The 19348-nt window shown below is 69.1% G+C and carries 18 protein-coding genes and 3 pseudogenes; 13 read left to right on the top strand and 8 right to left on the bottom strand.

What is annotated here, in order from left to right; genetic code table 11:
* Positions 1-225: 225 nt before the first annotated feature.
* The 4 genes from ACIRGB_RS23030 to ACIRGB_RS23045 all read left to right on the top strand — a co-directional run bounded on the left by ACIRGB_RS23030 (position 226) and on the right by ACIRGB_RS23045 (position 4711).
* A complete protein-coding gene (locus tag ACIRGB_RS23030; RefSeq protein WP_403868119.1) occupies positions 226-1239 on the top strand; it encodes an aldo/keto reductase in 1014 nt (337 codons plus the stop codon).
* 190 nt (positions 1240-1429) lie between these two features.
* Entirely contained in the window at positions 1430-2206 is a 777-nt protein-coding gene (locus ACIRGB_RS23035; protein WP_403868122.1) for an HpcH/HpaI aldolase/citrate lyase family protein, read from the top strand.
* On the top strand, positions 2203-3162 hold the full coding sequence (locus ACIRGB_RS23040; protein WP_403868125.1) for a phosphoglycerate dehydrogenase: 960 nt from the start codon (positions 2203-2205) through the stop codon (positions 3160-3162). Before ACIRGB_RS23035 ends, ACIRGB_RS23040 begins: the two co-directional genes overlap by 4 nt.
* Before the next feature lie 130 nt (positions 3163-3292).
* Complete coding sequence (locus ACIRGB_RS23045; protein WP_403868128.1) at positions 3293-4711, top strand: Nramp family divalent metal transporter; 1419 nt, start codon at positions 3293-3295, stop codon at positions 4709-4711.
* Positions 4712-5148: 437 nt separating this feature from the next.
* Here ACIRGB_RS23045 and ACIRGB_RS23050 read toward each other — a convergent pair whose 3' ends face one another.
* Positions 5149-6000, bottom strand: coding sequence for a hypothetical protein (locus ACIRGB_RS23050; RefSeq protein ID WP_403868131.1), 852 nt, complete (start codon positions 5998-6000; stop codon positions 5149-5151).
* Between the two features lie 134 nt (positions 6001-6134).
* Here ACIRGB_RS23050 and ACIRGB_RS23055 point away from each other — a divergent pair, with 134 nt between their 5' ends.
* Complete coding sequence (locus ACIRGB_RS23055) at positions 6135-6407, top strand: DUF4209 domain-containing protein (RefSeq protein WP_403868134.1); 273 nt, start codon at positions 6135-6137, stop codon at positions 6405-6407.
* A gap of 122 nt (positions 6408-6529) precedes the next feature.
* On the opposite strand, the gene ACIRGB_RS23060 is transcribed toward ACIRGB_RS23055, so the two are convergent.
* Positions 6530-7006, bottom strand: coding sequence for an NUDIX hydrolase (locus ACIRGB_RS23060; RefSeq protein ID WP_403868136.1), 477 nt, complete (start codon positions 7004-7006; stop codon positions 6530-6532).
* A 201-nt stretch (positions 7007-7207) separates the two neighbouring features.
* On the opposite strand from ACIRGB_RS23060, the gene ACIRGB_RS23065 reads away from it, so the two are divergent.
* Complete coding sequence (locus tag ACIRGB_RS23065) at positions 7208-7567, top strand: hypothetical protein (protein ID WP_403868139.1); 360 nt, start codon at positions 7208-7210, stop codon at positions 7565-7567.
* A gap of 361 nt (positions 7568-7928) precedes the next feature.
* Here ACIRGB_RS23065 and ACIRGB_RS23070 read toward each other — a convergent pair.
* The 3 genes and pseudogenes from ACIRGB_RS23070 to ACIRGB_RS23080 form a co-directional block, all read right to left on the bottom strand.
* Positions 7929-9183, bottom strand: a pseudogene (locus tag ACIRGB_RS23070) (MFS transporter).
* Positions 9180-9347, bottom strand: coding sequence for a hypothetical protein (locus ACIRGB_RS23075; protein WP_403868141.1), 168 nt, complete (start codon positions 9345-9347; stop codon positions 9180-9182). The pseudogene ACIRGB_RS23070 and the gene ACIRGB_RS23075 overlap by 4 nt, the downstream one beginning before the upstream one ends.
* A 332-nt stretch (positions 9348-9679) precedes the next feature.
* Positions 9680-10499, bottom strand: a protein-coding gene (locus ACIRGB_RS23080; protein WP_403868181.1) for an IS5 family transposase whose coding sequence is annotated in 2 segments (ribosomal slippage) — positions 9680-10150 and positions 10152-10499 — 819 coding nt in all. Because the reading frame shifts where the segments join, the coding sequence is not laid out codon by codon here.
* A 121-nt stretch (positions 10500-10620) separates the two neighbouring features.
* Here ACIRGB_RS23080 and ACIRGB_RS23085 point away from each other — a divergent pair.
* Together ACIRGB_RS23085 and ACIRGB_RS23090 are read left to right on the top strand one after the other, a co-directional pair.
* Positions 10621-11067 (top strand): DUF6228 family protein, encoded by a 447-nt coding sequence (locus ACIRGB_RS23085; protein WP_403868184.1) that lies wholly within the window; start codon positions 10621-10623, stop codon positions 11065-11067.
* 360 nt (positions 11068-11427) lie between these two features.
* Complete coding sequence (locus ACIRGB_RS23090; RefSeq protein WP_403868144.1) at positions 11428-12219, top strand: class I SAM-dependent methyltransferase; 792 nt, start codon at positions 11428-11430, stop codon at positions 12217-12219.
* Here ACIRGB_RS23090 and istB read toward each other — a convergent pair.
* From istB to ACIRGB_RS23105, 3 genes and pseudogenes are all read right to left on the bottom strand, one after another.
* Positions 12220-12942: pseudogene (gene istB, locus ACIRGB_RS23095) on the bottom strand (IS21-like element helper ATPase IstB).
* A gap of 353 nt (positions 12943-13295) precedes the next feature.
* On the bottom strand, positions 13296-13718 hold the full coding sequence (locus ACIRGB_RS23100; RefSeq protein WP_403868147.1) for a Mu transposase domain-containing protein: 423 nt from the start codon (positions 13716-13718) through the stop codon (positions 13296-13298).
* Positions 13719-13907: 189 nt separating this feature from the next.
* Positions 13908-14123 (bottom strand): hypothetical protein, encoded by a 216-nt coding sequence (locus ACIRGB_RS23105; protein WP_403868150.1) that lies wholly within the window; start codon positions 14121-14123, stop codon positions 13908-13910.
* A 450-nt stretch (positions 14124-14573) separates the two neighbouring features.
* Between ACIRGB_RS23105 and ACIRGB_RS23110 the strand changes: the two genes are divergently transcribed.
* The 5 genes and pseudogenes from ACIRGB_RS23110 to ACIRGB_RS23130 all read left to right on the top strand — a co-directional run.
* Positions 14574-15263: a rhodanese-like domain-containing protein gene (locus tag ACIRGB_RS23110; protein ID WP_403868153.1), complete on the top strand. Its 690-nt coding sequence runs from the start codon at positions 14574-14576 to the stop codon at positions 15261-15263.
* Between the two features lie 252 nt (positions 15264-15515).
* Positions 15516-16880, top strand: coding sequence for a rhodanese-like domain-containing protein (locus ACIRGB_RS23115; RefSeq protein ID WP_403868156.1), 1365 nt, complete (start codon positions 15516-15518; stop codon positions 16878-16880).
* Between the two features lie 145 nt (positions 16881-17025).
* Complete coding sequence (locus tag ACIRGB_RS23120) at positions 17026-17775, top strand: sulfite exporter TauE/SafE family protein (protein WP_403868159.1); 750 nt, start codon at positions 17026-17028, stop codon at positions 17773-17775.
* A gap of 1028 nt (positions 17776-18803) precedes the next feature.
* Positions 18804-18902, top strand: a pseudogene (locus ACIRGB_RS23125) (transposase); the annotation flags it as partial.
* Positions 18860-19348: pyridoxal-phosphate dependent enzyme (locus ACIRGB_RS23130; RefSeq protein ID WP_403868186.1), on the top strand; the 489-nt coding region annotated here is incomplete at its 3' end. The pseudogene ACIRGB_RS23125 and the gene ACIRGB_RS23130, both read left to right, overlap by 43 nt.

Genomic DNA, 19348 nt, shown 5'->3' on the forward strand with positions numbered 1-19348 from the left:
CACCTCATCCCGGCAGCGGTGTGCGCGGGCCGCGCGGGGTCCTGCCGGTCAGGACGTTCGCGGTGCCTTGATGATGGCATAGCTTGCGCGATTCGCGCGAGACTCTTGCGTATAACGCGCAGTCGTGCGAGCGTTCACCCACCGAGAAGCACCTGCCCCGTGACACCGCCCTCTTCCGCCCGGCGGCACGACGGCACGGCACCCGTAAACCGGAAGGAACCGCTCGTGAGCACCGGCACCCGCCCCGGCCCGCACGGAGGCCCACGGGGGATCGAGCTCCCGTCCGTCCTCGTCCCGCTGTCCCGCCTGGTCCTGGGCACCATGACCTTCGGCGACACCGTCGACCGCGCGGGCGCCGCCGCCATGCTGGACACCGCGCTCGACGCCGGCATCACGGGCGTGGACACGGCCAACGGCTACGCCGGCGGCGAGAGCGAGCGCATCCTCGCCGGTCTGCTGCCCGGGCGCCGGGACCGGATCGTGCTCGCCACCAAGGCCGGCATCCCGCACCCCGACCAGGGCGAGCACGCCCCGCTCTCCCCGGCCGGCCTGCGCGCCGCCCTGGAGGGCAGCCTGAAGCGGCTCGGCACCGATCACGTCGACATCTTCTATCTGCATCAACCGGACCGCCGGACACCGGTGGGAGAAACCCTCGCGACCGTGGCCGAGTTCGTGGCGGAGGGAAAGATCCGCGCGCTCGGCGTCTCCAACTACGCCGCCTGGCAGATCGCCGAGCTAAGCCGCGCCGCCGACGAGGTCGGCGCCCCACGCCCCGCGATCGCGCAGCAACTGCACAATCTGCTCGCCCGCCGCATCGAGGAAGAGTACGTCGAGTACGCGGCCGTCAGCGGCCTGCGCACCATGGTCTACAACCCCCTCGGCGGCGGCCTCCTCACCGGGCGGCACCACTTCGGCGCCGACCCCGCCACCGGACGATTCGGCGACTCCAAGCTCGCCGCGATGTACCGGCAGCGGTACTGGAACGAGGACCTCTTCGCCGCCGTGGAGAAGCTCACCGCGATCGCCGGCGAGGCGGGGCTGCCGCTCACCGAACTGGCCTTGCGCTGGCTCCTGGATCAGCCCTCCACCGACGCCCTCCTGCTCGGCGGCTCCCGGCCGGAACACCTGCGGGCAAACATCGCCGCCGCCCAGACCGGCCCGCTGCCCGCGGACGTGACCGCGGCCTGCGACGCGGTCGGCGCCACACTGCGCGGGCCGATGCCCGCGTACAACCGCTGACCGTGGGCTGCGCTGCGACGGCGCCGCCCACAATCTGACCCTTGCCCGTCCACCCTCATTGGGCCCCCGCCCTCCCGGCGCATCGCTCCTCCCGTCCCACGAGCCCGTCGTGCCTCCTCTTGCCACCCCTTCACCGGGACCCGTCGACGCGCCCCACTGCCCCTGACCACCCCAGCACCACGGAGACCCCATGACCACCGCCGCGCACTTCACCGCCGCACTGCGCGAGCGCCGACGCCTCATCGGCTACTGGTCGCTACTCGACTCGCCGGTCGCCGCCGAGCGCCTCGCCCGGCTCGGCTACGACTACCTGGCCTTCGACGCCCAGCACGGACTCTTCGGCTACCAGGGCCTGCTGAACAACCTCATTGCCACCGACACCCGCGGCTCCACCGCCGTCGGCATGGTGCGCGTCGAAGCCAACGACCCGACCTACATCGGCCGCGCCCTCGACGCAGGCGCCGCCGCCGTCATCGTGCCGCTCGTCGACACAGCCCAGGACGCGGCTGACGCGGTCGCCGCCGTGCGCTACCCGCCGCACGGCCGCCGCTCCTACGGCCCGATGCGCGCCCAGCTCCGCATCGGACCCGACCCGGCCGACACCCACGAACAGACCGCGGTCCTCGCCATGATCGAGACCGCGGACGGACTCGCGAACGTCGAGGAGATCTGCACCGTCCCGGGCCTCGACGGCGTCTACGTCGGCCCGTCCGATCTGCGCCTCGCGATCGGCGGCAGAACCTCCACCGACCCGGACGTGGCCGACGCCTTCGAGCAGGCCCTGACCCGCGTCCGCAAGGCCGCCGAAGCCGCCGGCATCGCCGCCGGCATCCACAACGGCGACGGAGCGAGCGCCGCCCGCCGGCTCGACGAGGGCTTCACCTTCGCCTCTGTCGCCGCCGACGTGGTCCACCTCCAGCAGATCGCCGCCACCCACCTGGCGGCCGCCCGGGGGGAGCGGGCATGAGCGCGGCGGGCCGCACCACCCTCATCACCACACCCACCTTCGCCCGCCACTCGGCCGACCCTTGGACCCTGCTCGCCGACGGCGGCGCGGGACCGCTCCGTCCCCACGAGGACTGCGCACCGGAACCCGACGAGGTACTGCGGCTGGTGGCCGGCGCCGACGCGCTGATCGCCGGCATGGACCCGGTGACCGCCGAAGTCATGGACGCGGCCCCACGGCTGAAGGTCATCGCCAAGCACGGCGTCGGCACCGACACGATCGACGTGGCCGCCGCCCGTGAGCGCGGCATCCCCGTCGTCTGCGCGCCGGGCTCCAACTCCCGGGCCGTCGCCGAGTACGCCTTCGGGCTGGTGCTCGACGCCGCCCGGCGGATCAGTGCCTCCCACACCGCCGTCACCGAGGGCGGCTGGCCCAAGCTCTTCGGCCCGGAACTGCACGGCCGGACCATCGGCGTCGTGGGCTTCGGACGGATCGGGCGGCTCGTCGCCGGCTACGCGCGGGCCTTCGGCATGCGGGTGCTCGCCCACGACCCGTACGTCCCCGGCGACACGGTGACGGCCGCCGACGCCGAACCCGTCACGCTCGACGCGCTCCTCGCCCACGCCGACGTCGTCACCCTGCACCTGCCGCCCGCCGCCGAGCCCCTGCTGAACGCCGCCCGGCTGGCGGCCATGAAGTCCGGAGCGATCCTCATCAACGCCGCCCGCGGCGACCTCGTCGACGAGGCGGCGCTGGCCGCCGCCCTGCACTCCGGTCATCTGGCCGCCGCCGCCCTCGACGCCTTCACCGTCGAGCCCCTCCCCGGCACACACGTTCTGCGCACCGCTCCCCGCCTCACCCTCACCTCCCACATGGCCGCCTGCACCCCGGAGGCCAACCGCGCGATGGGCCTCATGGTCGCCGAGGACGTCCTGCGCGTCCTAGCCGGCGAACCCCCGCGCCACCCGGCCGGCTGACCCGGACCGCCCCACCACGCCACCCCTCAATCGGGTCATCCCCCAACCACGTCACCCCCCTGTTGCTCGCCCCCGTCCTGTTTGCCTTCCGCTCCGGCGACGGCGCCGGAACCAGCAAAGGAAGTCCGCCATGCCGATCACTGCCCCCGCCCGCGCGGCGGAACACGCGCAGGCCGATCCGTACGCCCTGCGCCCCGAGGACGCCCGCCCGGCCCCCGAGACCTTCCGCGACCGGCTCCGCCACCTCGGCCCCGGCTTCGTGCTGTCGGCCGCCGTCGTCGGCTCCGGCGAGCTGATCACCACCACCGCGCTCGGCGCCAAGGCCGGCTTCGCCCTGCTGTGGCTGGTGGTGATCTCCACCGCGGTCAAGGTCTGGGTCCAGATGGAACTGGCCCGCTGGACCATCCTCAACGGCCGCACCGCACTGGAGGGTTACCGAGAGGTCGGCCCGCGCATCGGCCGACTGAGCTGGATCAACTGGCTCTGGATCGGCATGGACTTCGCCAAGATGTTCCAGCGCGGCGGCATCATCGGCGGTACGGCGGCCGCCTGCTCAGTGCTGTGGCCGGTCATCGGCGACCCCCTGAGCTGGGGCTCCCTGGCGCTCTGGGCGATCGTCGTCACGCTCGCCGCCATCTGCCTGCTCCAGTCCGGCAAGTACAGCCTCGTCGAACGGGCCTGCCTGGTCTCCGTCGTCGTCTTCACACTCGTCACCGTAAGCCTCGCGGTCGGCCTGCCCGGCACCGATTTCGGCTACGGTACGAGTGAACTGGGCAGCGGCTTCGGCTTCGAGATCCCGGCTGGCACCGTCGGCATCGCCCTGGCCGTCTTCGGCATCACCGGCGTCGGCGCCGACGAGATGACGACGTACACCTACTGGTGCCTGGAGAAGGGCTACGCCCGCTGGACCGGCCCGGACGACGGCAGCGAGGAGCGCGCACACCGCGCCGAAGGCTGGATCAAGGTCATGCGCCTGGACGCCCTCGCCGGCCTCACCGTCTGCGTGCTGTGCACCCTGTCCTTCTACGTCATCGGGGCCGCCGTGCTCCACCCGCAGGGTCTGGTCCCGGAGGGCAACGCGATGATCACCACGCTGTCGCGGATCTACACCGACACCATGGGCCCCTGGGCCGAGTACCTGTTCCTCGTCGGCGCCGTCGCCGTCCTCTTCTCCACCCTCATCGGCTCAACAGCCTCTGTCCCCCGGCTGTGGACCAACACCCTGGGCCTGCTCGGCGTCATCGACTGGACCGACGTCCGCGCCCGCACCCGCACCATCCGCATCCTCACCTGGTGCCTGCCGCTGCTGTGGACCGCCTTCTTCCTCTGGGTGCAGTCACCTGTGCTCATGGTGCAAATCGGTGGCATCGGCGGCGGCATCTTCCTGCTGGCCGTGGTCGTCGCCGTCTGGCGCCTGCGTCACACCGGAGTACCGGCGCGCTTCCGCGCCAACCCATGGCTGACAGCCGCGCTCTTCGTCAGCAGCGCCGCCATCCTGTGCGTCGGCGTGTACGGAGTCCTGAAAACCGTAGGAGTCGTCGCAGATTAAGGGCTGTGATCGTCTTGCCCGCCGCACGATCCGCCCGGCCTCCACGTTATGCGAGCCCGGAAGCGTCGGGTAGCGGGCAGCACCTCCCAGAAGATCGCGCTCGGCGCCAGTGCCAGGAGGCGGGCGCCGTGGGACGATCCCTCAGCAGGACCGAATCAGGGAGCGAGCCCACACAGCCACGGCGCCTCGGACCTGTTGGCGAGCGCGGGGCGCTTGGGGGGCACAACAAACGACCTCTTAGTGGTGGCTGGCGAGTCTGTCCGAGGCCACCGCCGACCAGTGGACATTTGGAGCACATACGCCGAGGCCGTCAGCCACGCCTTCGTCCGGGCCGCCTCCATCACCTTCCTCTGGCTGCGGGACGCGGCCGCAAGCCCGATCACATCCGGGGCGCAGCTACCGGATACCTGGACGCGGCACCACTGCTGCTCGCCACCTCACGACGCATCGCTGGTCTGGCGGGCGCAACCGAGTGCCTGCGCTGGGCCGGAGACCCCGCCCGGACCTTCAACCAGACCGACCTGTGCAAGCGCGTCACCGACGACACGGCTGCCCAGGCCGAACGCGTCCTGGCCGATCCCGAAGACGACTCCGGGATCGTGGCTGACCTTCTGGACGGACTGCGCGTGCAGCGCTACGACATCACGGACCTCGCAGAACACGCCGCACATCGCTACGCCCGCGATGTGCACCCCCACGTCGACTTCCTCATGCTGCTGCGGGAGGAGGCCCCCGAGGACCGCCGACCCGGCATCGACACCGCGATCGTCAACGCCCTCCTCGACGCCGCCGACGCCGACACCGGGTTCCGTCGCCACAGCCTGCTGACCCGGGCCGCGACCGAAGCCCGCGACCGAGGTCTGCTCGAGCTGAGGGTGCGTGTCGAGATGGCCCCGCAACAGACCGACCCGGACTTCCTGGGAGGGACTCGACTTGGTCGCCCCCTCATCCTCCCGCCGGGACTGTTCGCCGGGGCCCGAGCACACATCGACGCCGCCGCCGACCTGACAGACGCGCTGTGGCGAACCACGCTGGACGCCCATTCGGCGATGCGCGAGGACACCGACGACGCGCGCCCACTGGACGGTCTGCTCCGGATCCCGCGCACGCGCATCAACATCACCGGCCCCATCCAGGTCGCCCCACCCGTCGAAGCCGACGACGACCACGTCGTCGGACTGCAGGTCCTCGCGATGGACTTCGTCGGGCACCTCGCCTCCGAGCAACTCGACCGTGTCCACGAGCGCTTCGAACCAGACGAGGCCGAGCTGATCGGCGCCCTGGCCCACCAAGCCGTCCTGCCGCTGGTGCGCGCCCGAACCCTGGCCTGCGCCTTCCGGTACTTCTGGCTGGGGAACCCGACGCCGCGGCGTGCATCGCGCTGCCTCAGGTCGAGCAGATCCTCCGCCCCCGAGTCCCGATCGTGTCCGTGGCCAAGGGCCAGTACCCCGGAACCGTCGACCAGATGGGCGGACTCATCCGCAGCATGCCGGCCGCCGGGTATCCCCGGGACTGGAGCCGCGCCCTGGAGCTTCTCCTCGTCGACCCCGACCGCGGCATGAACCTGCGCAACGAGGTCTGCCACGGCTTGGTCGACACCCCGCCCAAGCACCGCGTCGCGCTCATCCTCCAGTCCGCCCCGTACCTGCTCAACCACGCCCACGGACATCGAACCCCTGCTCCGCCCGCCCCTTGAGGTTCAGCAAGCCGAATCCAGCCTGCGGGCGGACAGCGCCTTTGTCCGGTGCCAGCGAACCTTGACCGCTTGCCACTGAACATTGACCACTGCTCGATGGCACAGAGGCGTCGGCTGTTGGGCTACCGGGTGAGCGCGGCGAGGTAGGCGTCCAGGGGCTGCACATACCCTGGGAGGCGTTCGAGGAGGTCCCACCAGCGGATGGCCGAGATCTCCTCGGTGGGCTCAAAGGCGCGGATCTCGGCGCAGGATCCTGCGTACAGCGCCAGATATTCGGCTCGCCGGTCAGGCGCCAGCACAAACCGTGCGTAGCCGATGAACCGCAACCGCTCGTCAGGCTGCTGCCCGCTCTCCTCCAGTAGCTCGCGCGCGGCCGCCTGGCGGGGGGTTTCGCCCTCTTCGACGCTCCCCCCTGGAAGCTCCCAGGACTGACGGTACCGATCGAAGACCATGAGGACCCGACCGGCTCGCCACAAGGCCACCAGCGCCGCCGGCAGCGGGGCGTCCTGCGGCGGCGCTGCCTCGCCGCCCCGCGCGAACGAGATCAAGGAGTTGCCACGGCCGTCGGCTGCAAGCGGTTCATCCGTGGGGTAGGCCATGGTCGGATGCTTCCCCGAGCGGCTCCGCGAGAAGCCCTCCGCCCCCGCGCTTCGGCCGGTCAAACTTCAGTGGCAGACGGTCAAGATTCGCTGTCACTGGACAGCCGTCGCTCGGCGTCCGAACGAACTCTGGAACTTGTCCCGTCTCAGATGATCTGGCCCGTTGGTCCTGCTGTCGGTGAGAGGTGGCAGGCTGCGCCCGTGAGTTACGACCTTGCTGTGTGGGAGGGCGAGCGGCCGGAGGATGACGCCGCTGCGGCCCTGTGCTTCACCGATCTGTACGACCGGTACATCGACACGGAGGAGCCTGCGGTTCCCCCGGTGGAGCGAATAGCGGCCTTCGTCTCCGCGCTCTTGGAACGGTGGCCGGATCTCACCGAGGACGAGGACGACATCTCGCCTTGGTCGACCGGTCCGCTGATCAGGGAGGCCCGCGGCCCGCTGATCTACTTCCCCATGCGCTGGAGTATGGCGGTGGAGGCATCTGCCTACGCGGCGGGGGTTGCTTCGTCGATGGGCCTCAACTGCTTCGACCCGCACGCACGGCAACTCCGGCCCTGACGATGGCCCGGGAGCGGTCAGAACGCCCTGGCCTGCGTCGACCAGATTGTTTGAGACGGATTGTCGTCTTTTCGCGTAACGTCTCCGGCTCTCAAACGGCGTCACCGGACCAGATCAACTGAGACAACCCCGGTATCCAACCACCCGGGGCCAGACCACCTGAGATTCCCGAACGCCTGGCGTCTCAACTGATCTGGTCGCCGCAGGACACAGTGCTACCCGCATGTCCTCTGACATCGAAGTTGGACTGTTTGCCATCGAAGTTGGACCGGTCAGGCGGCGCTGGTGAGCCGTGACACGTTAGTTGGAGCAGCCTGGTCACGAGAGTTGGAACCAGTGACTGCGTGCCTCGGAGCAGGGCTCATGGGCCGGCTGCGGCTGTGTGTGGATGGGGCGGTGCGGAGGAACAGCGCAGGTCTGCCGCAGTGGCGCCCACCACAACGACGGCGCCGAGGCATAGCAGGCCACCGCTGATGAGGGCTGCTCCCGAGGCGGCGTCGGCGACGAGGCCGCCGCGCATGTTGCCGATGTCTGGTCCCGCTTGTCCGACGATCTGTTCGGCGGCGCTGACCCGGCCGAGTAGTTCTTGCGGGGTGTGCGTCTGGACGACGGTGCTCCGGGAGACGACGGAGACGGTGTCGGCGGTGCCGGCTATGACGAGGAAGGTCAAGCCGGCCCATGGGTTGGTTGAGAAGCCGAACAGTGTCAGCGCTGCGCCCCAGGTGGCGGAGCCGCCGAGCACGGCCAGGCCGGGGCGGGGGAGCCGTGTGAAGGTTCCGGAGAATAGCGACGCTGCAACGCCGCCGACGGCGATGGCTGTGAGGAACAGTCCGAGGGTGCGGGGGTTGCCGCCGAACCGTTCGGCGTTGATCAAGGGGAACAGGCCGATGGGCATGGGCAGCACGGTGGTGGCCAGGTCTGTGGGCAGGGCCCCGCGGATGACGGGGGTGCGGGCCAGGAAGGTCAGACCGTCCAGCACTCCGCGCAGGCCGGGCTGTGCGGGCTCGCCTCCGGGGTCCATCTTCGGCAGGCCGAACGCTCCGTAGAGCGCGGCGATGGAGGTCAGGGCGTCGATCAGGTGGCAGGCGCCGATTCCCAGCCCGCCGACGATCAGACCGCTCGGTGCGGGACCGAGGAGCATGGCGCCCTGGAAGGCGATTCGTCTCAGCGCCAGACCCGCGGCCAGTTGGTGTTTGGGCAAGAGGTGGGGAATGAAGGTGCGAGAGGCGGGGCCGCTGCCTGCGCCGAAGCAGGACTGGAGTGCGACCAGCCCCAGAACACCTGCGGTAGGAACGTGCCCGAGGAAGCTCTGGAATGCGAGGAGGAGCCGAACATGCGGCCTGCCCGCTGATGGTGAGCAGGTAGAACGTCCGGCGGTCCACCCGGTCGACGAGCGAGCCGGCGAACAGCCCAAGAGCGACGAGCGGAACCGCCTGGGCCAGCCCGACGGCACCCGTCCACGTGGGGCTCTCCGTCATCTGCCAGACCTGGAACATGACGGCGACGAGCGTCATCTGGCCGCCGAAACCAGACAAGGTCTGCCCGATCCACAACCGCCGGAACGGTGGTGACGACCGTAACGGAGTCACGTCGATCAGCGTGCGCTTCAGCCTCACGCGGGATCCTCCGCCAGCTTCTCGGCGATCCGGTCGTGGAAACTCCTGCGTTTCAGAGCCCGCTCGATATCGGCGACGACCTGGGAGAGCGGGTAGGGAATCTCCGCCTCCAGTTCAGCGACCGCAGCCTCGGTGGCCCGCCATTCCGCCGCCAGGCGATCCACGACGCCGCGGGGCCTTGTCGGTGAGCGTCACCTTCTTGGTGCGCGCGTCGTCGCCCGCGACTGTCTGAATGTGTGCGCTGGACCGATTCGGCCAGTTCCGCGATGGTCATGGGGCCGCAGGCGTGGAGCCGCAGCAACTCCATCACATAGCTGGGCTTGAGCCCGTCGATCTGTTGCTCGGAATAGACCTCGGCAATGTCGGCGTCCATTGATGCCTGGAGCAGGCGCAGGGGTCGCCAGAGGCTCTGCTGTGTCGGGTCGAGCGTATGGGGGTCGACCATGAGAGGCAGCGCAACAGTGCTTATATAAGCGCTGTTGCTTTAGGTGTCATCTCACGTGGCGAGTTTGGCAAGCCGCTTGTAGCAGATCAGGGTGGCGGCAAGGCTGAGGAAGGCGGCAAAGTGCCGGCTTTCGCGTTCATAGCGGATGCTCAGGCGCCGGTAGCTGAACAGCCAGGAGATGTTGCGTTCGGCCTTCCAGCGGTAACGGCCCAGGCGTTCGCTCGACTCGATGCCACGTCGCGCGATCTTGGGTGTGATGTTCCGCTTCCGCAACCAGTGGCGGATCTCCCGGTAGTCGTACCCTTTGTCTGCGCGGAGTTTGGCGGGTCTGCGGCGTCGGGGTCCGCGCCGCGAACGCACGGCGGGGAGAGCCATGACCAGAGGCTTGAGAGCAAGGCTGTCGTGGGTGTTCGCGGCAGAGACCGCGGTGACCAGCGGTAGGCCCTGGGTGCCAGTCAGGATGTGGATCTTGGCGCCGGGTTTGCCCCGGTCGACCGGATTCGGCCCTACGAGCTGGCCCCCCCCTTTTCGCCCGGACCGAGGCAGAGTCGACCAGAGCAGCGGACCAGTCGATCACCCCCGCGGCACCCAGCCGGTCAAGGACTTCGTCGTGGAGGCGCCGCCATAAGCCAGCCCTTGTCCAGGCAGCAAACCGGCGGTGCGCAGTGGCCGGGCTCACGCCGAAGCAGGGCGGTAAGCGACGCCAAGCGCACGACGTGGTCAGCGCGTACACGATCGCGCAGAACACTCTCCGGTCCGCCACCGGAGCCGTTCCACCGCCCTGCCGACGTGGCTTGAACGGCGGTATCAGCGGCGCCGCAATCTCCCACAGCCCGTCAGAAACGAGATCGCGCTCAAGATCCACAGCTATAGCTGGCGATCATGCCGCAAAGCGGCTCCGTCCGATACCGGCCCAGCCGGGAGCGCGACGGCTGCCCAGCCCGGTCTTCTAACCTGACCGCGTGATCGACTACGACGACTCCGGCCGCCCTATGGTCCAGGTGGGGAACTCCGGGCCCGCACGCCTACTGCTCTCGGAGCCGACCCGGCGGTACGAGGACGAACCAACACTCGACTTCCTCATCTGCGCCCGCGGGCCCTGGGGAAGTGTCGAGACCTCGGTGGAGACCTGGGACGGCGACGGTCTCGACACCTTCCTCGCCTCAATTGCCGAAGACTTCCGGGGCTGGGAAGGAACGCGCACGTGGCACTCCCTCTGTTACGACCTGACCCTCTCAGCGGAACACCACCCTGGTGGCCACGTCCGACTGACCTGGGGGATCCGCGACCGGGCACCCTCGGAAGAATGGCAGTTCGAGGCCACCACGGCGCACGCGGCCGGAGAGGACATGCGCAACCTCACCGCCGAGATTCGCACGTTCATCGCAAGTGTCGCGGAGGAGCTGAACGATCCCGGATCCGGTACCCCCACCACATGAGATGACGCCTTAGAGGCGACCGCGAACGCCGCAGGTCCGAAATGTTCGGAACCGGCCACCAGGTCACCTCGCCGCATCGAGGCCAACTGCCGTGTCCCGGCTCAGCTGGTGAGCTTCTCCTTCTTGCGCCAGTAGGCGCGCTTCTGGCTTCGTTGATTGCTTCGGACAGCGCTTGTTGATGGGTTTGGGCGGCACTTTTTGATCTTGAAATGCTGAGATGTGGATGAGTTTTGACGGCGCCTGGAGTTGGCAGAGGGCGGCTGTGGCGGCGACCTCACGGTCCAGTCCGGGTTTCAGCCGGGAGCGATCTGTGCGTCGGGAACCTGTCTTCCAGGTCCGCGCTTCGGCAAGGTGGGCGCCATGACTGTGGGGTTCAGCGGTGACGTGGCCGAGTACTACGCGAAGTTCCGTCGTGGTTATCCGCCTCAGGCTCTCGACGCGCTGCAAACGGCCTTCGCGCTGACCACGGACGACATCGTGCTCGATCTCGGGTGCGGGACCGGTCAGCTGGCCGTCCCGCTCGCCTCGCGGGTCGGCTCGGTCATCGGTATGGATCCCGAGCCAGACATGCTCCGGCTCGCCAGAGACACAGCCGCGAGACACGACGTGCGCAATGCGACGTGGGTCCTCGGGGCCGACAGCGACGTCCCTGCGCTCAGCGAGCTGATGGGTCAGCGGTCGCTGGCGATGGCAGTCATCGGACAGGCGCTCCACTGGATGGACCATGGAGAGCTCTTCCGTGTGCTGTCGCCGCTGATCCGCCCCGGGGGAGGCATCGCCGTGGTCGCCAACGGGACGCCCCTGTGGTTGCAGGACGACGAGTGGTCACGCTCGCTGCGAGCCTGCCTGGAAGACTATTTCGGCACGAAATTGGAGGCGTCCTGTGGCACCGGCGCGGCAGACCGGTTTCGCTATGGGCAGGCACTGGAGGCGGCCGGTTTCGAAGGTGTGCGCGAAATCGTCATCGAATACAGTGATGAGCTGAGCTTCGACCAGCTCATCGGCGGGGTCTACTCTGCCATCCCCGCAGATGAGCTGCCCGAACCGGACGCTCGGCCGGCCTTCGCGGAGCGCATCCGCCAGTCACTTCCACCGGAGCAGTACTTTCCCGAACATGTCGCAGTCTCCGTGCTCGTGGGCCGGCTGAGGTAGTCAGCCGACTGGTGCCTCGGCTCGTGCTCGCGTCGTGGCGAGGCGGTAGGAGTCGGTGCCGGTCTCGATGATGGTGCCGTTGAAGGTCAGCCGGTCGACGATGGCTGCGCAGAGCCGCGGATCCGTGAACGTCTTCGTCCAGCCGCCAAAGGACTCATTGGATGCGATGGCGACGCTGTTCTTGTCCTCGCGCTCGGTCAAAACCTGGAACAGGAGTTCGGCGCCGTGCCGGTCCAGCTCCATGTAGCCGAGCTCATCGATGCACAAAAGATCAACCCGCCCGTAGCGGGTGATGGTCTTGTTCAGCTGCTTCTCGTCGGCGGCCTCGACTAGCTCGTTCACCAGCTTCGTCGCGAGCGTGTAGCGGACCTGGTAGCCCTACATCGCCGCCTCGGTGCCCAGGGTGATCAGCATGTGCGACTTACCGGTGCCGGAGTCGCCGATCAGGCAGAGTGGCTGACCCTGCTTGATCCATTCACAGCTGGCGAGTGTATGGACGGTAGCCGCGTCGATGTTGGGGTTCGCCTCGGAGTCGAACGCCCGAAGGGACTTCTACTGCGGGAAGTTCGCCGCCTTGATGCGCGGCTCCGAACGGCGGCGGGCCCGGTCGTCGCACTCGGCCGTCATCAGTTCCGCGAGGGAGCCGCGGTAGCTCATCTGCTCCTTCAGCGCCCGCTCGGCGATGTCGGAGAACTCCTTGCGAATCGACGGCAGCCGCAGCATGCGGCAGGCCGTGTCGATGGCGGCGTCGGCGGCCTGCTCGCTCAAGCCTCGTTGGGGGGCATGGTCGTCACTGTGCTTCTCCCTCACGGTGGTCACCACCGCTGTCGCGGCGTCGGAGCAACTGGTCATAGGGGGTCACCGAGGGCAGCGGCCTGGCGGCGGGTTCGGTCTCGGCCTGGGCGGCTTTGCGGGCCTCCAGCGCGACGGCGTCCGCGGTGAGGGCCCCGGCCCTCAGGGCAGTGGCGAGGCCGGCGACGACATGCTCGTGAGGCAGGTGCCGGCCCAGCAGCAGGACCTCGATCAGGGCCCGGGTGCGCTCACCATGGATATTCTTGGCCTGGTCCCACCAGGCGTCATGGACAGGGGTGAACTTGCCCGCCGAGCGAGCCTGTTCGAGCGCGGTGGAGCCGGAAGGCGCCGGGCTTGCGGACCAGTGCCTCTAGGTAGTGGTCCAGATCCAAGCGAACGGCGCCCTTGGCGATCAGCCGCTCGTGCCGGGCCACTTCCACGTTCTTGTCGTAAACCACCAGGTGAGAAGCGTGCAGCACGACCCGAACCCGTCTCCCGATCAGCCTGATCGGGACCGAGTAGCGGTTGGTGCGGACCGGGATCTGGCCGTAGCGGTCCACCCGCGGGGTGAACAGCCGACCCGTCTCGAACGGTTCGTCGGGCAGCGGCCGCAGAAGCGGCTGTTCGAGCGCGAAGCACTCCGCGATCGTCTTGGACCTCGACCCGACGCGCCGTGCGTCGTCCTGCCGGTCCCACTGCTCGACCATCCCATTCAGCTCAGCGAGCGAGGAGACCTCGGGGACCGGAACGAAGTGGGTGCGGCGGAAGTAGCCGATCTGGCCTTCGACACCTCCCTCCTCGTGGGCGCCTTCGATGCCGGGCCGGCAAGTAGAAGCTCTCGATGCCGAAATGCGACTTGAACGCGATCCACCGGGCCGCTTGCACCCGGGCCCGGCTCAGCCCCAGGACCTGAGCGACGGCGCCTTGAGGTTGTCGTAGCGGACCTTGCTCCGCGGGACCCCGCCCAGGGTCAGCAGTGCATGGACGTGGCCTTCGAAGAAGGCTTCCTGGCCGGCCGAGGCGAACACCCGGTGGACGGCCTTGCCCGAATACGACAGACGGAAGGAGAACAAGTGGCAGGTCCCCAGCTCGCCGGCCAGTCGCACGCTCACGTCGCCGAAGTCGACCTCGGGATGGACAGCCGCGCCTACCCGAAGCTCCCCGACCCCGACCCCGCATGGTCATGAGCCCGGAGCGCAGCACAGCCACGACACATCCCACCCCCCAACCCCGGCACGAAGCCGTGGCGTTGCCCTCGAGCAACGAGCCAGCATGGCGCGCACCGACCGTCATCTTTCCATGCTGGACTGGCAGGACCCCCGGTACCTCGCCGTCGCCGATGGCCCGCTGATCGGCTGACGGCCGGGCCCACGCCGACCGCCTTGCTAGTTCAGCAAGAAGATTCGTCGCCTGCGGACACGTGTGTGCAGGCTGCGTCCAGACGGTGCAGGCTCACAACCGAAAGCCGCTATCTCCAGAGCCCGGTCGTGTTCCCTCATTCGTTGGGAATTCCTCCGGCGCGAGCGGCATGTCGGTAGTCGAAATACTTGAGGAAGCAGCAGATGGAAAATCGCCACGTCGTGATCATTCCGATCGAGATCGATGAAGAAAGGGAAGCCGTTTATCTCGACGCATGGCAGGATGCCGCGGAGATGATGGCGGCTCAGCCCGGTTTCCTCCGGACGTACATGTTCCGCACGATCGTTCCGGGAAGCAAATTCTCTCTCGTCAACGTGGCGGAATGGGAGTCCACCCGTCACTGGGAAGAGGCAATGAATGTCTGCCCGATGATGGGACAGCAGATAGCCGTTGTCCATGCCTCGAACTACGAGGCGATCCGGACGGTCCTGCCGAAGCAGAGCCTGAGTTCCGGCGATGGTCGCATGCTCGCTGAGCTGTCTCCTGTTGAGGCGCGTCGCCGTGCCGTGGACGGGGAACTCACGCTGGTCGATGTCCGTGAAGACGATGAATGGGCAGCGCGTCACCCGGCCGGCGCCGTCCACGCCGCGCTCGGCACATTGCCGACGTCGCTGTCGGATCTGCCTGACGGCCCACTGGCCTTCGTCTGCCGCGCGGGCAACCGCAGCGTGCAGGGCGGCGTGCAGGCGATCCGCGCGGGCCGGTCCTCCGTCTACAGCGTGGCGGGCGGGCTTGAGGCGTGGGAAGCAGCGGGGCTGCCGGTCGTCCTTCCTGGGAGCGAGAGCGCGGAGAACAACGGCGATCGCGTCGCAGATGCGGTACGCGAGGGCTGACGAAAGCAAAACCGGCAGATAACCGTCGCACACGTCCGCCGGCATGAGACCGGCCGGATACGCCGTCCGCCCGCAGTCTTCGAAAAGTTCGGTTGCCTCCATTCCAGACGGTGACCGTTTGCGCAATGGCCCAGGACATGAGAACCGCGGATATCGCGAGCGGTTCGGAGTGGCGCAACAGTTCCGGAGCTGCGGCGGCGGCTTCCCGAAACGGAATTACCCGGGTACGCCATCCCGGAGAGGAGTCACACCATGTTTTTTGTCGACACCCTGGAGTTCGAGGGGCTGGGCAACCGTAGCTATCTGGCAGGGGGTCGGAGAGCGGCAGTCGTGGTCGATCCGCCGCGGGACGTCGATCAGGTGATCGCCCTCGCCGCGCGGCGAGGTGTGCGCATCGCCTACGTGGCGGAGACGCACGTGCACAACGACTACGTCACCGGCGGCCTGGAGCTGGCCCGCCTCACCGGCGCCCGCTACCTGGTCCCGGCCGGCGCCCGTGTCTCCTTCCCTCGCACTCCTGTTGCGGACGGGGACATGTCCGAGGTGGACGAGTACCTGGTACTGCGCGCGATAGCCACCCCGGGCCACACCCCGCACCACACCTCGTACGTCCTGGAGGAGGAGGCCCGCGCGGTGGCTGTCTTCACGGGCGGCTCGCTGCTGATCGGCTCCGTGGGGCGTCCGGACCTGGTGGACCCGCGGCTGACCGAGCAACTGGCCCGTGCGCAGCACGCCTCCGTCCACCGGTTGGCGGCGACGCTCGACGACGAGGTGCCGGTGCTGCCCACGCACGGTTTCGGCAGCTTCTGCTCCTCCTCCCAGGCCGAGGGCGATGCGAGCACGATCGGCCAGGAACGCGCCGGCAACGACGCTTTCACCCTGGATGTGGACGCCTTCGTCAAGCAGGTCCTGGCCGGGCTGGAGGACGTGCCCGCCTACTACACGCACATGGGCCCGGCCAACGCCGCCGGCCCCGCGCCCGCCGACCTGACCCCGCCCGAGCCCGCCGACGCCGCACAGATCGCCGAACGGCTGGCGGCGGGTGAGTGGGTGGTGGACCTGCGCAACCGGGTCGCCTTCGCCGACGGCCATGTGGCCGGATCGTTCAACTTCGAGGGCACCGGAAAGCTAGCCACCTATCTGGCCTGGCTGATCCCGTGGGGCAAGCCGGTCATCCTGCTCGGCGACACCCCGGCGCAGATTGCCGACGCGCAGCGGGAGCTGACCCGGGTCGGCATCGACCGCCCGGCCGCCGCCGCCACCGGGGATCCAGCCACCTGGGTCCGTCAGGGGGAACAGCTCGCCTCCTTCCCCCGCGCCGGCTTCGCCGACCTCGCCGACGCACACAGTCGCGGCGAGGACATGGTGGTACTGGATGTGCGCCGGGACTCCGAACGCGCGAACGGCTTCATCGAGGACTCCGTGCACATTCCGCTCCACGAGCTGCACGGCCGGACCGGCGAGGTGCCGGACGGCACGGTGTGGGTGCACTGCGCCGGCGGGATGCGGGCGGCGATCGCCGCCTCCCTCCTGGACGCGACCGGACGAAAGGTCATCGCCGTCGACGACGGCTTCGAGGCCGCCGCCGACACAGGCCTGAGCATCATCCGGCCCTGACCCCCCTGTCCCGCCCGCACAGAAGGCATGCGATGTTCCTGTTCCGCCACAGTCCTGGCCCCCTCGGCCCCGAACAGGCCCACCCCCGCGTCACGGGAACCGAACGGCCTGTGTCCCACGACAGCGGACACAGTGGGCGAACAGCGTGACCGCCCTCATCCTTGCCCTGATCGCAGGAGCCGTCGTCGGCCTGGTGCTCGGCGCCCTCGGCGGCGGTGGCAGCGTCCTGGCGGTGCCCGCGCTGATCTACCTGCTCGGCTTCACCCCCGCCACGGCCACCGCCGCCGCCCTGATCATCGTCACCGCCACATCCCTGACCGCCCTGTACGCGCACGCCCGGGCGGGGCACGTGCGGTGGAAGACCGGAGCAGCGTTCGCAGCCGCCGGGATTCTTCCGGCGGCTGCCGCCGGAGCCGCCGCCGCGCGCGTGCCCCAAACCATCCTCACCGTCGCCTTCGCCGCTATAGCCGCCCTCTCCGCCATCAAAATGCTCCGGCCCGCCGACACCGCCCGCCCCAAAGACGGCGGTGTACGGCCGGGCAAGGCAGCCGGGGCCGGCGCCGCACTCGGCACGCTGACCGGACTGCTCGGCGTGGGCGGCGGCTTTCTCGCCGTCCCCGCTCTGGTCACCGTCCTGGCCTTGCAGATGGACGCAGCAGTCGGCACCAGCCTGCTGGTCATCACGGCCAACTCACTGGCCTCCCTGGCCACTCGCTCCGGCACCGCCGCCTCGCTCGACTGGGCGCTGATCGGCCCGTTCATCGGAACCGCGATCCTGGGCGCCTGGGACGGCAAGCGCATAGCCGCGAAGGTCTCCGCGACCCACCTGCAGCGCATCTTCGCCATGGTCCTGCTGGCCGTGGCCGCCTTCATGCTCGCCGACGCCGTGACCTGACGGCAGCCCAGACCGGCGACAACTTTTCCAGGCGGGCCCGCATCCGCCCGGTATCCCAGGCCGCCAACCCGCCCTGCTTTCCGGTTGGCCTCCTACGTGACAAACTTCTCGGCACCGGATCTCGCCGCCCAAGGCCGTTCGGACCGGCGGTAGTCGGAGTACGACCGAGATGCCGGTCATAGGGGGCAATGCGTTGATCTTGAAGCCCTGGGAGCCCTTCTATCCGGGCTCGTGAGGCTATTTGCTGTGGCCGTGTCCTGGATCGTCTGGGTGCCAAGGTGCGCCGGACCGCGGGCGAAGGGCGTCGGCGGTTAGCTGTAGTGCGTACACCGACTGTTTCGGTTCCGGGGACGGAGCAGAGGGAGGTGGCCGTTCATGTGGCACCAGGCAGGCAGGTCGAGCGGGGCGGCTCGGCTCGGTGGCGATGACGTGGACGACGGCGCCCGCCTCGGCGTTGTGGATCTGTTTGCGCAGACGGAGCAGGAGGCTGATGCAGAGCAGGCCGGTGCCGTCGACGGTGATGTCCGCCCTCGGCACGGATGCCGCGGTCATCGGGACAGGGTCTGGGTGACGCGCCACAGCCGGCGGGGCACGAGACCCTCGCCTGGCTCGCAGTACACGACCTGGAGGTCGGGGACTGACAAAGTGATGCGTGACCTACTGCTGTCCCGGAAGCGGCTGCCAACCCGGACGCGGGGCCCTGCAATCCGGGGGCGCGCGTACGGGTTCCTGTCGTTTGGCACCCAGGATTCCTGGAACCTGCGTGCCTTGCCCTGCTCGGCTGCCAAACGCGCCGTGGACCGGCCAACCCCCGCCCGTGACCTCTACACCGGCCCCTATCACCTCATGTGCCGGCGAGCCGCCGAGCACATTGCCGGGCCCGCCGGCAGTGTCCTCGTGCTCTCCGCCCGCACGGCTTCGTCCGGCTCGACGACGAACTCCTGCCGTACGAACAACGGATGGACGCACCAGGCCGCGTCAGCATCGAGCAGCTGCGCGCCCAGGCCGCCGGGCTCGGCATCTTCGCCGCCCGCGGCGGTCGGCCGGAGAAGCATCCCCGACGCGAGATCGTCGACGCGATTCGATACGTCGTGGACACCGGCTGCAAATGGAGGGCCTTCCCGTCACCCTCAAGATCGAACTGCTGCAGCGCAGGGACTCGTTCAAGGCGCGGGGCGCGGTCGCCAAGTTGCTGACGCTCACCGACGAGCAGCGCGCGGCCGGTGTGGTCGCGGTGTCGGGCGGCAACCACGGGGTTGCGGTGGCCGAGATGTCGGCCGCGCTCGGGGTGCGGGCCACGGTGGTCATGCCGCGCACCGCGCCCGCGCGTTCCGGGGAGATCGCGCGGGCCGCGGGCACGGACGTGCGGCTGGCGCCCACGATGGCCGAGGCCTTCGCGCTGATGGAGCGGTTGGAGGCCGACGGGCTCACGCTGCTGCACCCGTTGGCCGACCCGGTGGTGATCGCCGGGCAGGGCGCCGTGGGCCTCGAACTCGCCGCGGACGCGGGCCCGTTGACGGACATTCTCGTGTCCATCGGCGGGGGCGGTCTGATCGCCGGTGTGGCGGCGGCG

Origin of the sequence: Streptomyces sp. NPDC102490 (assembly GCF_044765285.1) — a bacterium.
In the GTDB taxonomy this organism is placed as follows: domain Bacteria; phylum Actinomycetota; class Actinomycetes; order Streptomycetales; family Streptomycetaceae; genus Streptomyces.

Excerpts from the sequence above, each read along its gene's own strand:
- ACIRGB_RS23100 (WP_403868147.1), bottom strand. The coding sequence starts at position 13,718 with ATGGTCGAGCAGTGGGACCGGCAGGACGACGCACGGCGCGTCGGGTCG.
- ACIRGB_RS23035 (WP_403868122.1), top strand. The coding sequence starts at position 1,430 with ATGACCACCGCCGCGCACTTCACCGCCGCACTGCGCGAGCGCCGACGC.
- ACIRGB_RS23110 (WP_403868153.1), top strand. The coding sequence starts at position 14,574 with ATGGAAAATCGCCACGTCGTGATCATTCCGATCGAGATCGATGAAGAA.
- ACIRGB_RS23040 (WP_403868125.1), top strand. The coding sequence starts at position 2,203 with ATGAGCGCGGCGGGCCGCACCACCCTCATCACCACACCCACCTTCGCC.
- ACIRGB_RS23090 (WP_403868144.1), top strand. The coding sequence starts at position 11,428 with ATGACTGTGGGGTTCAGCGGTGACGTGGCCGAGTACTACGCGAAGTTC.
- ACIRGB_RS23115 (WP_403868156.1), top strand. The coding sequence starts at position 15,516 with ATGTTTTTTGTCGACACCCTGGAGTTCGAGGGGCTGGGCAACCGTAGC.
- ACIRGB_RS23045 (WP_403868128.1), top strand. The coding sequence starts at position 3,293 with ATGCCGATCACTGCCCCCGCCCGCGCGGCGGAACACGCGCAGGCCGAT.
- ACIRGB_RS23060 (WP_403868136.1), bottom strand. The coding sequence starts at position 7,006 with ATGGCCTACCCCACGGATGAACCGCTTGCAGCCGACGGCCGTGGCAAC.
- ACIRGB_RS23085 (WP_403868184.1), top strand. The coding sequence starts at position 10,621 with ATGGTCCAGGTGGGGAACTCCGGGCCCGCACGCCTACTGCTCTCGGAG.